The sequence below is a fragment of the Mesorhizobium sp. NBSH29 genome, from assembly GCF_015500055.1.
In the GTDB taxonomy this organism is placed as follows: domain Bacteria; phylum Pseudomonadota; class Alphaproteobacteria; order Rhizobiales; family Rhizobiaceae; genus Neomesorhizobium.
The window spans coordinates 323907-337895 of record NZ_CP045492.1 but is presented as its reverse complement, the minus strand read 5'-3'; the positions used below and the strand labels follow the sequence as shown (position 1 = coordinate 337895).

At 58.5% G+C, this 13989-nt stretch carries 14 protein-coding genes and 1 pseudogene; 5 read left to right on the top strand and 10 right to left on the bottom strand.

What is annotated here, in order from left to right; genetic code table 11:
* The first annotated feature begins 96 nt into the window (after window positions 1–96).
* Complete coding sequence (locus tag GA830_RS01645; protein ID WP_195163408.1) at window positions 97–1587, top strand: hypothetical protein; 1491 nt, start codon at window positions 97–99, stop codon at window positions 1585–1587.
* A 59-nt stretch (window positions 1588–1646) separates the two neighbouring features.
* Here GA830_RS01645 and GA830_RS01640 read toward each other — a convergent pair whose 3' ends face one another.
* From GA830_RS01640 to GA830_RS01630, 4 genes and pseudogenes are all read right to left on the bottom strand, one after another.
* A complete protein-coding gene (locus GA830_RS01640) occupies window positions 1647–3362 on the bottom strand; it encodes an autotransporter outer membrane beta-barrel domain-containing protein (RefSeq protein WP_195163407.1) in 1716 nt (571 codons plus the stop codon).
* 200 nt (window positions 3363–3562) lie between these two features.
* Window positions 3563–4087: an IS5 family transposase gene (locus GA830_RS20340; RefSeq protein ID WP_195164712.1), complete on the bottom strand. Its 525-nt coding sequence runs from the start codon at window positions 4085–4087 to the stop codon at window positions 3563–3565.
* A gap of 38 nt (window positions 4088–4125) precedes the next feature.
* Window positions 4126–4332, bottom strand: a pseudogene (locus GA830_RS20335) (transposase); the annotation flags it as partial.
* A 77-nt stretch (window positions 4333–4409) separates the two neighbouring features.
* Window positions 4410–4892: a hypothetical protein gene (locus tag GA830_RS01630; protein WP_195163406.1), complete on the bottom strand. Its 483-nt coding sequence runs from the start codon at window positions 4890–4892 to the stop codon at window positions 4410–4412.
* Window positions 4893–5536: 644 nt separating this feature from the next.
* On the opposite strand from GA830_RS01630, the gene GA830_RS01625 reads away from it, so the two are divergent.
* Complete coding sequence (locus tag GA830_RS01625) at window positions 5537–5974, top strand: GNAT family N-acetyltransferase (RefSeq protein ID WP_195163405.1); 438 nt, start codon at window positions 5537–5539, stop codon at window positions 5972–5974.
* Window positions 5975–6003: 29 nt separating this feature from the next.
* Here GA830_RS01625 and GA830_RS01620 read toward each other — a convergent pair whose 3' ends face one another.
* Window positions 6004–7119, bottom strand: a complete 1116-nt coding sequence (locus GA830_RS01620) for an anhydro-N-acetylmuramic acid kinase (RefSeq protein ID WP_195163404.1) — start codon at window positions 7117–7119, stop codon at window positions 6004–6006.
* A gap of 154 nt (window positions 7120–7273) precedes the next feature.
* On the opposite strand from GA830_RS01620, the gene GA830_RS01615 reads away from it, so the two are divergent.
* From GA830_RS01615 to pcaF, 3 genes are all read left to right on the top strand, one after another.
* Entirely contained in the window at window positions 7274–8041 is a 768-nt protein-coding gene (locus GA830_RS01615; RefSeq protein WP_195163403.1) for an SDR family oxidoreductase, read from the top strand.
* A gap of 80 nt (window positions 8042–8121) precedes the next feature.
* Window positions 8122–9294, top strand: coding sequence for a 4-hydroxybenzoate 3-monooxygenase (gene pobA / locus GA830_RS01610; RefSeq protein ID WP_195163402.1), 1173 nt, complete (start codon window positions 8122–8124; stop codon window positions 9292–9294).
* Between the two features lie 39 nt (window positions 9295–9333).
* On the top strand, window positions 9334–10539 hold the full coding sequence (gene pcaF / locus GA830_RS01605; RefSeq protein ID WP_195163401.1) for a 3-oxoadipyl-CoA thiolase: 1206 nt from the start codon (window positions 9334–9336) through the stop codon (window positions 10537–10539).
* 3 nt (window positions 10540–10542) lie between these two features.
* Here pcaF and GA830_RS01600 read toward each other — a convergent pair whose 3' ends face one another.
* The 5 genes from GA830_RS01600 to GA830_RS01580 are packed head-to-tail and all read right to left on the bottom strand — an operon-like array spanning window position 10543 to window position 13949.
* Window positions 10543–11598 (bottom strand): 3-carboxy-cis,cis-muconate cycloisomerase, encoded by a 1056-nt coding sequence (locus GA830_RS01600; protein ID WP_195164711.1) that lies wholly within the window; start codon window positions 11596–11598, stop codon window positions 10543–10545.
* The gene (gene pcaG / locus GA830_RS01595; protein WP_195163400.1) at window positions 11595–12206 is read right to left on the bottom strand and encodes a protocatechuate 3,4-dioxygenase subunit alpha; all 612 of its coding nucleotides are present in this window, start codon (window positions 12204–12206) and stop codon (window positions 11595–11597) included. The genes GA830_RS01600 and pcaG overlap by 4 nt, the downstream gene beginning before the upstream one ends.
* On the bottom strand, window positions 12206–12949 hold the full coding sequence (gene pcaH, locus GA830_RS01590) for a protocatechuate 3,4-dioxygenase subunit beta (protein ID WP_195163399.1): 744 nt from the start codon (window positions 12947–12949) through the stop codon (window positions 12206–12208). The genes pcaG and pcaH overlap by 1 nt, the downstream gene beginning before the upstream one ends.
* Window positions 12946–13341 (bottom strand): 4-carboxymuconolactone decarboxylase, encoded by a 396-nt coding sequence (gene pcaC, locus GA830_RS01585; protein ID WP_195163398.1) that lies wholly within the window; start codon window positions 13339–13341, stop codon window positions 12946–12948. Before pcaC ends, pcaH begins: the two co-directional genes overlap by 4 nt.
* Window positions 13342–13400: 59 nt before the next feature.
* Window positions 13401–13949, bottom strand: coding sequence for an invasion associated locus B family protein (locus tag GA830_RS01580; protein WP_258045525.1), 549 nt, complete (start codon window positions 13947–13949; stop codon window positions 13401–13403).
* Window positions 13950–13989 lie beyond the last annotated feature (40 nt).

The following is a 13989-nucleotide window of genomic DNA, read 5'->3' as shown; positions in this document are numbered from 1 at the left end:
ATCTGCGCGACCGTCATGTTCGAATTGAGATTGTCTTCTTCAGGCCCATTTTGATTTCAAACTTAGCTTGAGAAGTAGCTGATGAGGTTACAAACAATGGCGAGCAGTGGCGACGGTTCATTTGATGAGCCCGGTGAGGGCAAGGGGGAGCTGCAGGCACCTGATGTACCAGTAGCGTTGAAAGATATTACTGGCGGTCAACCAGGTTTGATACCTGCCTCGGGGCTGGAGGAAGATTTGCGGGCCGAGCTGCCGCTCTGGAACAATTCAGATCCCTCGCCGGGATTTCCGGAAACGCTGTTGTGCTATTGGGACGACGCCAAGATTGATGAAAAGCAGTGGGTTGCACCCATCCCGCCACCAGAACTTTTTTTCAGGATACCAAAGAGGTTTCTAGATGAGGGGGAGCATCGCGTACGATATGACGTCTTTCAGTCGATCAACGATACGATCACTCCTTCAGAAGATTTTGTAGTTACCATTGATCGGACGACCCCCGTACTGGCAAATCCGAACCATCTTATTTTCCCCGAAAATATAAAGGACAAAGGGGTTACCATCGAATATCTTTCCAGCAATGGAGACGTGCTAGAAACCCGGGTTCCCGACTATGATGCCGTAATGCCTGGAGATGTCATCGGGTACTACTGGGACATGTATCCCGGCGAGCGATACCTGGCTGGTTCGAAAACTGTTGTCGTGGACGATATCGCCTCTCCGATAATTGTTGCCTTGACCGGCGACATGATCCGCGAGCGTGGCAATGGGACGGCGCATGCCTATTATGATGTGACTGATCGCGCCGGAAACCGCAGCGAGCTCTCGGACGAGGTTCAGCTTGGTGTCAAGGCTGAGGTGGTGCCCCGCGATCTGCCATGGCCAGGCATTGAAAATGCCTCGGGCACGGGAGCTACCGTCACACTCGACCCAACCCGCGCGTTGGCCGGATCGACTGTCGTGGTTCCGGCGGGCGCCGATTTGCGTCCGGGGGACGAATTGTCGGTGCAGTGGGGCAAACCGGGCACCGTTGGTGCGTATAGAGTGGATAAGCCGACAGACGCAGACCCATTTCGGTTTTTGGTCCCGAAGGACCAGATTGCCGCTCATATGGGCAAAATTCTACCGGTATATTATACTGTGACCGAGCCGGATGGAGACAGTCACCTGTCGCTCGAACGAAATCTTCGGATGTCCGTTATTCCCACCAGTCGCTATCCGATCATCCAATGCGAAGACCGCAGCGGCGGTATGCTCATGCTCAGTCAGGTGCCTGATGCAGGAGCCCGGTTGAAACTCGCGCCTTGGGTTTTAATGACCACTGACCAGTTAATTACCGTGCGCGTGAACGGTTTGGACCTCGATAGCGCACCGACGGAATTCACGGCATTGGACATGTACCGGGTCACGGAGGCGGAGCTCACGGTGGGAATCGGCGCGCAGGAGGACGTACGGGTTCCAAAAGCATTTCTTGCCAATCTTAGGCGCCATTTTCAATTGACCCTATCTGTATGGGTCAGCTTTGATTTAGGCGAGACGTGGCCTTCGGCGCCCAATTTTCCGCTCTGTCGACTTGATCTCGTAGATTAGATTTCTGAACGGAGGCCGCTGCGTTAAGCTGCAGCGGCCTCTCGATGACGCAGGCACTATTAGAAGTTATAGCGCAGCCCGAAATTGACGCCCCAATCCTGGTCGACATGCTTTCCGCTGGCATATTCAAAGTCGCCGGTGATTTGCAGATTTGGCGCTATCTGGGCGGCAAGGCCCGCCCCGATTTCCCCGCGGAATCCTTTCAGGTCGTTGGAGAAAACAGTTTCGTTGACGCGCAGCGTGCCGCCGGATGCGAACTCCTGCGCTACTGCCAGACGCAGATAAGGCTGCAACACGCCGCCACTCTCCAGTGCATGGTTCAGTCCGACCGTGACGCCGATACGACCCAGAAGTGAGTTCATCGAGCCATTGGCGACATCCATGCCATTGTCCAGGTGATAGTCGGAGCCCCCAATCGTGACACTGGCCAGTTGCGCGAACGGTTCTATATAGGTGTGTTCGCCCATTTTGATGTGCTTGCCGATCTCGATCTGACCGCCGAAGCCCATCGCATTATAGCTGCCTTCGGCACCGCTACCGTCGCTCATCACAACATGGGTTTTGTCGCGGAAGCTGTTCAGCTTTGCCAGTCCATCGACATAGAAGCCGCTGTCGTGCATCCACGTGGCGTAGAGGCCGCCGTAATAGGAGTTGACGTCGCCGGTAGATCCGCCATCAAGTTTGATGGTCGAGCGTGAGAAACCTGCCAGCCCGCCAACAAGCAAGGTTTCGCCGCCCAATGTCACTTCGCGATCGGCGCCAACCGAGACACCCCACTGCGTCTGATCATAGACCTGGCCCGCACCCGATTTGATCGAGAACCCGCGTCCATAAGCTCGCGTCCAAGTACCATCCTGGCCACCGTTCAATCGCAGGTCACCCATGCGCTGGCGCAGTGTCGCAAGTTCGCCGTAGAATACTGTGGGGCCGATGCCATGCAGGCCAACTGCAGTATCTGTTCCAGGCGTCGTCTGGCTGGTTCCGACCAGAAACCAGTCGTCTCCGCGTTGCTCGAGGCCGTATTTGTAGGTTCCGACATCGGCCAAGCCGCCACGCAACGCAAATACGGCGTCGCCACCATTTGTGTCGACCAACATATATTCATGCGAGGCCGAGGGCTCTATGCCGGTGTTTCTGACATGCACCATGTGGTCGCCGGTGGCGCCGCCGGCATCGGCAACAATCAGGCGATCACCATCAGTGGCACCAAGATTGGTGCCCATGACGAAGGTACCATTGCCAGCGAGTGTGTTCAGGGTCAGCGTGTTATAGGCGGCGCCCGTTCCATCGCTCAGTTCTACGATGCCGCCGCCCATGGCGATGTGACCCATGGTATCATCGCCGATCAGCTTCCAGGTGCCGCTCGAATTGAGCGTTAATGCGTCGATGCCAATGAAAGTGCCTTTGATCGAGCCATGGTTCTGGATTGTCACGTCAATGTCAGCACTTTCGGCCGCCGCCACATTTCCTTCCAGTTGTGCGTTGTCTACCTTGATACTTGCGATGCTAAGCTCGTTAGCCTGAATGATGTTGCCATTGCCACCAATCAGACGGGCGCCGTTAGAGATAAGCACGTCAACCGGTATGTCTGGATAGCCCTCGCGCCGCTCAATCATCACGGCCGCCCCGGTACGTCCTTCGACCGTTGAGTTGCTCACATGCAATGACATGGTCTCTGGGGTGACAGTATGCGCTTGCCACATTCTAATGCCCTCAAACTCGCCAAAGACATGGCTGCCATCCAGAACATTTGCGGTGCCGTTCAGCACGAGCATGCCTGCGTGCTGGGCTCCGTATCCGTACACGCTGGTTCCGATCAGATTGAGTACACCGTTGTCCCGTACCATCACTGCGGAGGATGCTCTGGAAGTAATGCTGCTGTTTCTTATATTAGCAGACGCATCACCAATATTAAACGTGTTTTGACCATCCTGAATAATAGTCGAATTGTTAATTTCTGCGTGCGAACCGGCCCCTAGGCCGTGTGGACGAATTTGATCAAGCATAGGCCTGCTGCGAAGCTTACGATTGAGCGGAAATTTCGTGCTGTCTTTTCGCATCGCAGGGCGACGCGTTTGAAGCGCTTGAGCCGCCCGAAGCCTTGTTCGATACGGGCGCGCGCCTTGTAGAGCGTCTGGGCGAAGAAGGCTGGCCTGTTTTTCTCGTTGGCCTTGTGAGGGATCACCGGGGCGATGCCGCGTGTCCGCGCGGCTGCACGATTGGCCTTGCTGGAATAGCCTTTGTCGCCCAGCGCGGCACGTGGGGTGATGTCCGGCCCTATGTCGAGCAGGGTCTCAAAGCGGGTTGTGTCGGCAACTTGGCCACCGGTCAGATCGAACGCAATGATGTCGCCCGAATTGTCCGCCTTGGCGTGGATTTTCGTTGTGAACCCGCCGCGCGAGCGGCCGAGCGCCTGGCCTTGCTGCCCCCCTTTGCGCCCGCTGCCGAGACATGGGCGCGCACAATGGTGGAATCGAACATCTGGATCAGATGGGCCGATGCGCTCATCTCGGCCAACGTGTCGAAGAAGGCTTCGAACACGCCGGCTTTGCTCAGCCGGTCAAAGCGCTTCCACACTGAGTTCCAGTGGCCAAAGCGTTCCGGCAGCGCACGCCAGCGCACATTCTCCACCGTGAAGAAGTGCATGGCTTCCAGAAAAAGCCGGTCGTCCGCAGCCTTGCGGCCTCGCCGTGGCAGGCAAGCGCGGAAAACCTCCAGCGTGTTCGCCCAATCCGTTTCCGTCATCCTCGTGGACATCGCCGACCTCCAAATCAGTCGACAATCCATGAATCAGACTGGATTGGTCAGCGGAACCCCAAAAGCTATACCTGAGTCAATTCGTCCACACGGCCTAAGGTCAATCGATCGGCGACCATCCCATCCGCATAGAGATAGGTGCTGTATAATTTCATATATCCCGTATTCGAATTTATGATGCTGACGATTGAATCTTCAGAAGTAATGTCGCCTGTTTTTCCGTTGTTAATATTTATAGTAGATCTATACGATGATACATTTCCTTTTACGATTCCGCCCATGTTTACATTTAAGGTAGAGTCATAGACGGAGGCACTTCCGACCTGCCCGCGGCCGGTGACAAACAATCTCCCTTCGTTGATTACCCGGTAAGCTGTGTCGTAGTTAAACGATACTGTATGGTCCACACCGTCGACAATATCCTGTGCTGCTGCCAAGTTGCTGCTCGCGATTAGCGCGGTGGCGCACAGCAGCATCATGCGGCGTGTTGCTCGGATTTGTGTGCACGTCCGGGTTGTGCCGGCGGGTACTTGTAACTTTGCTGCCATAAAATCGTTCCTTCTGCGAATGTTTAAAGGCTTATGCCGATTTCTGTTCGGCTGTTGTTGGAGACCCAACCAATGCCGACACACCAAGCGAGCTATCCTGCCAGACGATGCGTAGCGCATGAAAAGTAAGGCAGAAGAAATACTTCTCATCCTGCAATACCTATGAGCCAAAAAAACCTAATGGTCCATTAACTGTTTTGTTTTGTTGTTTATTTAAGTGAATTCTTATTTATCTATTCTAGATATTGCAAATCTCTAATTTAATGGATGCTAACCAAAAGGAACGGCTTGCTTCAATGAAGGATGCTTGATCGAGGGCGCCGCAGTTGTTACCGGATGCCAGACGTATTGCGAAAGACATGCTCTTTCTAAAAAGCTCTCATATTGAAGAACAGACGGGAGCACATCTGCGAAGGTGCTACCTAAAATATTGAATTTGTTTAGATAATTTTGGCGCTCAATACGGGATATTTTGTCGAAGCGGGAGATGATAGGGTCGCGGTCTCACGCTCGTGAGTTGTCCATCGGGCTGAGGTGAGATTGAATGCTTTGGAGCACTACGGCAACCCGCTGGGCTCAAGGCTGGCAGGGTTTTTGTTTGTTCGATTGTAAGTTAGACTTGGCTTGTCGCGTTGCGAGTTCTTATGACGAACAGCCTTGAGGTTACCCAAACGCCTGGTGCCGACGATCTTGCGCATTTGGGCGCGCAGCTATCGGCGTTTAATGATGGGGATGTCGGACCGGCCGGGCGGGTGGCCCTTTGTGTGCTCGTTCGAGATGAAGCAGGCGTAATTGTGGCTGGGATTTCCGGCTACACCGCGTGGGGATGGCTCTATATACAATGGCTCTGGGTAGACGAGGCGCTGCGAGGCCAGAAAATTGCGGGCCGGATGCTTGATGCCGCAGAGACAGAAGCGGTGCAGCGCGGTTGCCATGGGTCCTATATCGATACGTTCAATCATCTGGCGCTTAAGGTTTATCAGCGTCAGGGGTACCATCCGTTCGGCGCGCTGGAGAATTTCCCCTTGGGCCGTACGCGAACGTTTCTTTCCAAGAAGCTGACTGACAGCGCGGCAGGCTGAAGGTGCGAGCCCTCAGGTAGCGCCATAGCTCAACCCGCGATCCTGCCACCCGTCATCGAAGCCGGAACTCCAGTTGTGCTGGGGAAGCTGATGGGCAGGCCGCGCAAGGTTCGGGCTGCGAGGAAGGCAAAGCATTCGGCCTCAACCGCATCGCCGCGCCAGCCGATGGTGTCGGCGGAGACTGCTTCCACGTTGGCCCTGCGTTCGATCATGGCCATCAGAGTTGGGTTGTGACGGCCGCCGCCGCTGACGAAGAGTTTTCCTGGCCGGCGCGGGAGAAGGTCGAGCGCCTTGCCCACCGCCGAGGCGGCGAAAGCCGTGAGCAGTGCCGCGCCGTTCTCGGGTCCCTGGCCGGCAGCCATGGACGCCAGGAAGTCGAAACGATCGAGCGATTTTGGGTAGGGTGCGGTGAAGTAGGGGTGGAGCAACAGAGCTGCAAGCCGTGTCTCATCGACCGTGCCGCACGCAGCAAGTGCTCCATCGCGGTCCATCTCGCCGAGGCCAAGCGCCTTGATAAAATCGTTGATCGGGGCGTTGGCAGGGCCGGTGTCGAAGGCCACGATGTCTCCCTTGCCATCCCACCAGGTGATATTTCCAACGCCACCTAAATTCAGAACCGCGGTGTCGCCGCTGGTGCCCGAGGCACCGAGCAATGCTGCGTGATAGGCGGCGGCAAGCGGAGCGCCCTGACCGCCAGCAGAAATGTCTGCGGAGCGGAAATCATAGACCACTTTTGCTCCCAGAAGTTCATGCATGAGCCGGCCGTCGCCGAGCTGGCGTGTCTGGCCGATTTTTTCGCGTGTCGGGGCGCGGTGGAGCACGGTCTGGCCGTGAAAGCCAACAACGCCGATATCTGTCATGGGCATACCGGCATCGGCAACGAGTGTGGCAACGGCGGCCGACTGCGCGCGGGTCAAAGCGTCTTCGGCTTCGCCGAAAATTGAGGGTTCATCGCCTTCGAAATTCCAGATGCGGGCCTGGCGCTGTGCTTCTTCCAGCATCCGAACGATCGCCGCCTCATAGGGTGCGAGGGCGTAAGGCCCGAATTCGACAACGCTCTCACCATCGGTTCGGATCAGCGCGACATCAATGTTGCCGTCAAGCACGGTTCCGGTCATCAGGCCGACGGCCCAGATTGGCTGCATGTTTTGCACTCCGTAGGTGGAATGCTCCGGAATAGATCGGGTGCCCGGCCGGGTCTACCCAAATTTCGGCCTGTCGGGAGGCAATTCTCTTTTCTTCGCAGCCGAAGTGTGGCGGACTGCTGGCCGGACGCGAACAGCCGCGGGAGGGTTTGCCATGACATTTCCACTTTTCGATCTTGCCGGGCAGCGCGCGCTGATCACTGGTTCCAGCCAGGGGATCGGCTTTGCGCTGGCGCAGGGACTTGGTGCTCATGGCGCCACCTTGGTAATCAACGGGCGCAATTCCGAGCGTGTTGAGGAGGCGGTGTCGCGGCTGCTTGCTGTGGGGGTGGAAGCGTCGGCTGCGGTGTTCGATGTCACCGACCAGAAGGCTGTTGCCACCGGCGTGGAGAAGGTGGAGCAGACGCTCGGGCCGATCGACATTCTAATCAGCAATGCTGGCATGCAGCACCGTGCGCCGCTCGAGGATTTTCCGCCCGAAAAATTCGATGAGATGCTGCGTACCAACGTGGCGAGCGTGTTCTATGTCGGCCAGGCGGTGGCACGATTCATGATTGCGCGGGGTCGCGGTAAAATCATCAATGTGGCCTCGGTGCAGGCCGAGCTGGCGAGGCCCGGCATCGCGCCCTACACCGCCACCAAGGGAGCGGTGCGCAACCTCACGCGAGGCATGTCGGCCGACTGGGCGCGCCATGGGCTGCAGGTCAATGCGCTGGCGCCGGGATATTTCAGGACGCCACTCAACAAGACTCTGATCGAGGATCCAAAATTCACCGCATGGCTGGAAGGGCGCACGCCGGCCGGTCGGTGGGGCAATGTCGAGGAACTGGTAGGCGCGGCGGTGTTTCTGGCTTCCATGGCATCGTCCTTCGTTAGCGGGCAGATGATCGTTGTCGATGGCGGGCTGACCACGAGCCTGTGAGGCGGATAGCCTTTAAACCAAAGGCCTGTTTGATCCTGCCTTATTTGCACTTAAGGTTTGCGGGCACACCGGGGGGCTTCATGCGAACGCAAATCGTGATTATCGGGTCTGGCCCGTCAGGGCTCCTGCTGGGGCAGCTGCTTCACCATTCAGGAATTGATGCTGTAGTGCTCGACCGCGCCACCCATGAGCATATTCTTGGCCGGGTGCGCGCCGGCGTACTGGAAGAGGGCACTGTCGCCCTGATGGAGCAATGCGAGGCCGCACAGCGCCTGCATGCCGAAGGCCTGGTGCATGATGGCTTTTCGCTGGCCTTTGACGGGGTCCTCCACCGTATCGATCTTGCCGGGCTGACCGACGGCAAGTGTGTCACCGTTTACGGCCAGACCGAGTTGACGCGTGACCTGATGGAACAACGCGCGCGCAATGGCGGCGTCAGCTACTATCAGGCTGAAAATGCCCAGCCGCATGGATTTGATGGCGCCAGCCCCCATGTGACGTTCCAGCATGATGGCGTGGAGCATCGCATCGATTGCGACTTCATTGTCGGCTGTGACGGGTTTCACGGCGTTTCACGAAAATCGGTGCCGCAGGATGCGATCAGAACGTTTGAGCGGGTCTACCCGTTTGGCTGGCTCGGCGCGTTGGCCGAAGTGCCGCCGGTCGATCCCGAACTGATCTACGCGCACCATGAACGCGGGTTTGCGCTGTGCTCCATGCGCTCGCGCAGCCGCAGCCGTTACTATATTCAGTGCGGTATTGACGAACGGGCGGAGGACTGGAGCGACGTGCGTTTCTGGGACGAGCTGCGCCGGCGTTTGCCCGAACAAGATGCGGCGCGGGTGACAGTAGGCGAGACGTTTGAAAAATCGATCGTTCCGCTGCGCTCCTTCGTGGCCGAGCCGATGCGTTTCGGCAGGCTCTTTCTGGTTGGCGATGCCGCCCATATTGTGCCACCCACCGGGGCCAAGGGTCTCAATCTTGCGGTTAGCGATGTGCACTATCTGTTTGAAGGATTGCGGGAGTTTTACGCTGAGAAGTCACATGCAGGGATTGATGCCTATTCGCAGCGTGCGCTATCCCGGGTGTGGAAGGCAGTACGGTTTTCGTGGTCTATGACCATGCTTCTGCACCGATTTCCGGACGAGGGCTGTTTCGGTGCCAAGATGCAGGAAGCCGAGCTCAACTATCTGGTTCAATCGCGGGCGGCGACAACGGCGATGGCGGAAAACTATGTCGGGCTGCCTTTCTAGACTATGGGCAGGAATTGAAATGAGAAGCAGGGCGTATCCATGACTGAAGCCTACATCTGCGACTATATCCGTACGCCGATCGGGCGCTTCGGCGGCGCGCTTGCCTCTGTCCGGGCCGATGATCTCGGAGCGGTTCCGCTGCGCGCGTTGATGGAACGTAACCAAGGGGTCGATTGGGCGGCGGTGGATGATCTCATCTATGGCTGCGCAAACCAGGCCGGAGAAGACAACCGGAATGTCGCGCGCATGGCTCTGCTTCTTGCGGGTTTGCCTGTTGATGTGCCGGGCACGACGGTCAACCGGCTGTGTGGATCGGGGATGGATGCGGTGACCAATGCCGCGCGCGCGATCAAAGCCGGCGAGGCCGAGCTGATGGTGGCCGGTGGCGTGGAATCCATGTCGCGGGCGCCGTTTGTCATGCCCAAGGCCGAAACCGCCTTTTCTCGAAACGCTGAAATCTATGACACGACCATTGGCTGGCGCTTCGTCAATCCGGTGATGAAGAAGCAGTATGGTATCGATTCCATGCCCGAAACCGGAGAGAATGTCGCCGAGCAATACGGCATCAGCCGTGCTGACCAGGACGCCTTCGCGGTGCGCAGCCAGGAGAAGGCCGTCGCGGCGCAGGTGAGTGGAAGGTTGGGGCAGGAAATCACGCCGGTATCCATTCCGCAGCGCAAGGGTGATCCGGTGGTGGTGGACCGTGACGAGCATCCGCGTGACGGCACCACAGTGGAATCGCTCTCCAGGCTGCCGACGCCATTTCGGCAAGGAGGCAGTGTGACGGCCGGCAATGCGTCTGGGGTCAACGACGGTGCGGCAGCTCTCATCATCGCGTCGGAGGCGGCTGCGAAGAAATACGGACTGACACCGATAGCGCGTGTGCTGGGCGGCGCGGCGGCCGGTGTGGAGCCGCGCGTTATGGGCATGGGGCCGGCGCCGGCGACCCGGAAACTGTGCGCAAGGCTCGGCCTGACGCCAGATTCTTTTGATGTGATTGAGCTGAATGAGGCTTTCGCCTCGCAGGGGATCGCGGTGTTGCGTGAACTCGGCCTTGCAGAGGATGCGTCACATATAAACGCAAATGGCGGCGCGATTGCGCTTGGTCATCCGCTTGGAATGTCGGGTGCGCGCATCACCGGGACAGCTGCGCTGGAACTCCAGTTGCGTGGTGCGCGTCGTGCACTCGCCACAATGTGCATCGGCGTCGGACAGGGAATTGCCATCGCGCTCGAACGCGTGTGATTTTTATCTCTGACCGAGCTGACTGATGCTTGAGAGCAGGTTACCGGCGTGGCGCAGGGCGGCGCCGGTTGCTGCAAGCATCTGCGGCAGGGTCAGCCATTCGAGAGTCCAGGCCGCGCCGGAGCGTTCTTGCTCGTGGACCAGAGCATGATGCATCGCCGATACTTGCACCGCGTTGAAGCGTGCTAGCGAGATCATTGTTTCTGCCGCAACTGGATTTCGCTTGTGCGGCATGGCTGATGACCCGCCACCACCGGACAGCGCTATTTCGGAACCAGCCTGCGCCATCAGGGCGATATCGAGGCCGAGTTTGCCGAGTGTTCCGGTCACTAGAGACAGCCAGTGGGAAAGGTCGGCGATATGGTCGCGCTGGCTGTGCCATTGCGGCGCATCGCCAAGCGACAATTCGGATGCCAGGCTCGCACGGATGGCTTTTGCCTTTCCGCCCAGCTGGTCCAGTGTTCCGACTGCGCCACCGAGTTGCACGACGAGCAGTGACGAAGCCAAGCTCGCCAGCCGTGCGCGATGGCGGTGAAGCGGCGCACGCCAGCTGTCGATGCGGTCCGCGACGGTGATGTCGAGGGCGGGCTGCATCCGGGTGTGACCCATCAAGCTGTTTTCACCAAAGCGCGTCGAAAGGTCTGAGAGCTGTGTCTCGAGTGCTTCCAGTCGGGTACCGAAATGGGCCAGTAGCGGCTTCAAACGGAACATCAAAGCGGTGTCGATGACGTCCTGGCTGGTGGCGCCGAAATGGACGTAGCCGGCGAGGCTCTCATCTAATCCCGCCCGCAACTGACTGATGAGACCGGGCACGATCACTCCGTCGCGCTGGGTCGATGCGCGAAGGGCAGAAATGTCAGGCTGGAAGGCGGAGCACGCTTTCGCAATGGCAGCCGCCGCATCGCTCGAGATCAGGCCATGCGCTGCCTGCACCTTGGCCAGTGCGCGCTCGAAAGAAAGCATCGCGGAAAGTTCGGCCTCAAAGCCGAAAAGTCTTTCCACCTCCGGATCAACCAGAAGTGAAGATAGTACCGGGTGGTCGAACGCCGTCACCATCAGATATCGAAGAAAACGGTTTCCCGTTTGCCCTGCAGGTGGATGTCGAGACTGTAGGTGTCGCCTTTGCGGATTGCCATCAGGGTCTGGACACGCTTGCGGTGCTCGATGCGGGCGAGTACCGGGTCTTCGGTATTGGCCTGCTCCTCGTCTGCAAAATAGACTCGGGTGTGGAGGCCGATATTGATGCCGCGCGCGACGATCCATACGCTGATATGCGGCGCCATCGGGCGGCCATCCGGATGGGGGGCACGCCCGGGCTTGATGGTGGCGAAGTGGAACTCACCGCTTTGCGGGTCGGCAGCCTTGCGGCCCCAGCCAGTAAAATGCGGGTCGGCTTGGCCTCGGGTCTCGCTTGGAGAATTGTAGACACCGGCGTTGTCAGCCTGCCAGATTTCCACCAGCGCATCGCGCATCGGCTCGTCCATGCCATCGAGCACGCGCAGGCATAGGTTGATGTGTTCGCCTGCAGCATCGCCTGTAATCATCGTTGCGCCGAGGTCGTGGGGGTAGACGCCGCTGATCTCGGCGAAATTCGGGGTCAAGCCGATATGAACATAGGGGCCGGCCGTTTGCGACGGGCTCTCTTTCAAAACGTGCGACTGCGCCATCAATTCCCCTCCTTCCGGTTCTCGAACAGGGTGGAGCGGCGGCCGCGCAGCACGATGTCGAAACTGTAGGCGCGCGCATCCATCGGGATGGTGTTGTTCATGTCGAGCGCTGCGACCAGTTGTTCGATGGCAGCACGGTCGGGAATGGTGCTGACGATCGGGCATTTCCAGATCATCGGGTCGTGTTGGAAATACATCTGGGTGATCAGGCGCTGGGCAAAGCCGTGGCCGAATATAGAGAAATGGATATGTGCTGGACGCCAGTCATTGGGGCCGTTTGGCCAAGGGTAGGGGCCGGGCTGGACAGTTCGGAATCGGTAGTAGCCGTGGACATCCGTGATGGTGCGACCGCAGCCACCGAAATTGGGATCGAGCGCGGCGATGTAGCCTTCCTTCTTGTGGCGGTAACGCCCGCCGGCATTGGCTTGCCAGATTTCGACCAGCGCGCCTGCTACACCCTTGCCGCGCTCGTCGAGGACACGGCCGTGAACGATGATGCGCGAGCCGATGGCGCTTTCGCCCGGGCTGGCGAAGTTGTGGATCAGATCGTCGTCCTGTGCGCCCAAAATGCTGTGGCCGAAGACAGGACCGGTGATTTCGGAGATGGTGCCATCAAGCGACAGGAGCGCTTTTTGCGGCGAACGCAAGACGGAGGTCTTGTAGGCGGGTGTCAGAGCAGGCGCGTGCCAGGTGCGGTCGCGGGCGAAAAAGGCACCAGTCTCCGGAGGCTGCTTCCCATTCATGCGTCGTCCATCTCGTCGACTGTCTTCTTTGCGATCCGGATAGCGCTGTTGGCCGCAGGCACGCCGGCGTATATCGCAACATGCAGAAGCGCCTCGCGGATATCGTCGCGGGTGGCGCCGGTGTTAGCGGTGGCGCGGATGTGCAGGGCCAGTTCTTCATCTTGGCCAAGGGCAGCCAGAAGGGCGATGGTCACCATCGAGCGCTCGCGCTTTGTCCATTGGTCGCGGGACCATACATGGCCCCACGCAGCTTCGGTAATAAGATCTTGGAACGGTCCGTCGAAATCTGTGCGGGCTGCCTCGGCGCGGTCGACATGGGCGTCGCCCAAAACGGCGCGCCGGGTTTTCGTGCCCTGCGCATGGCGGTCGCTTTTCGTCGGCACGTTGCGCATTCAGCTTCCCCCTCCCAGAGAGCGGCGCCGCGCCAAAGGCAGCGCCTCTCCTGATCTTCCTAGTTAAGCGTAGCCAGCTTGTCGACCGCAGCGGAAAAGCCGGTAAGTGAAACGGGAATGGTGATCGGCTGGCGGGCCGTCGATTCCATGCCGATGTTGAGTGTTGTGCCGGCTTTCAGCGCCTTCAGACCGGCAGCATCCAGCACCACGGCCGCATAGGCGCCGTTTTGATCGCTGGTCTGTACAGGCGCGGGTTTCTTATCACTGGCATCGATCTGGTAGGATGCTCCGGCGGGGATGTAGAGACCGTGCGGCAGTGCCAGAAGCATGGTATACCCATCTTCCTTGGGCTGTTTGCGCAGGGTTACAGTCAGAACGCGCTGGCCGGTTTTCTGCTCGGTTAGGTTCTGCGACATCTGGCATTCAAGGTTGGTGGTGTTGGCCCCGCTGGCGCAATTGATGATCCAAGCGTTGGCTGGACGATCGCCCTTGGCGGATTCAGCTGCCGGCGCTTCTTGGGCCAGCGCTGTGCCTGCCACCAGCAAGGTCGACGCTGCCAATGCGGCGAGGTGGTGAAGCGATCTGGTACTGAAAATTTGGAGGGTCAATGCAATTCTCCTTGGTCGGAATTGGTCCGCTTAAAGTCAA

Excerpts from the sequence above, each read along its gene's own strand:
- GA830_RS01630 (WP_195163406.1), bottom strand. The coding sequence starts at position 4,892 with ATGGCAGCAAAGTTACAAGTACCCGCCGGCACAACCCGGACGTGCACA.
- GA830_RS01625 (WP_195163405.1), top strand. The coding sequence starts at position 5,537 with ATGACGAACAGCCTTGAGGTTACCCAAACGCCTGGTGCCGACGATCTT.
- pcaH (WP_195163399.1), bottom strand. The coding sequence starts at position 12,949 with ATGAATGGGAAGCAGCCTCCGGAGACTGGTGCCTTTTTCGCCCGCGAC.
- GA830_RS01640 (WP_195163407.1), bottom strand. The coding sequence starts at position 3,362 with ATGCTCGTGCTGAACGGCACCGCAAATGTTCTGGATGGCAGCCATGTC.
- pobA (WP_195163402.1), top strand. The coding sequence starts at position 8,122 with ATGCGAACGCAAATCGTGATTATCGGGTCTGGCCCGTCAGGGCTCCTG.
- pcaG (WP_195163400.1), bottom strand. The coding sequence starts at position 12,206 with ATGGCGCAGTCGCACGTTTTGAAAGAGAGCCCGTCGCAAACGGCCGGC.
- GA830_RS01645 (WP_195163408.1), top strand. The coding sequence starts at position 97 with ATGGCGAGCAGTGGCGACGGTTCATTTGATGAGCCCGGTGAGGGCAAG.
- pcaC (WP_195163398.1), bottom strand. The coding sequence starts at position 13,341 with ATGCGCAACGTGCCGACGAAAAGCGACCGCCATGCGCAGGGCACGAAA.
- GA830_RS01615 (WP_195163403.1), top strand. The coding sequence starts at position 7,274 with ATGACATTTCCACTTTTCGATCTTGCCGGGCAGCGCGCGCTGATCACT.
- pcaF (WP_195163401.1), top strand. The coding sequence starts at position 9,334 with ATGACTGAAGCCTACATCTGCGACTATATCCGTACGCCGATCGGGCGC.
- GA830_RS01620 (WP_195163404.1), bottom strand. The coding sequence starts at position 7,119 with ATGCAGCCAATCTGGGCCGTCGGCCTGATGACCGGAACCGTGCTTGAC.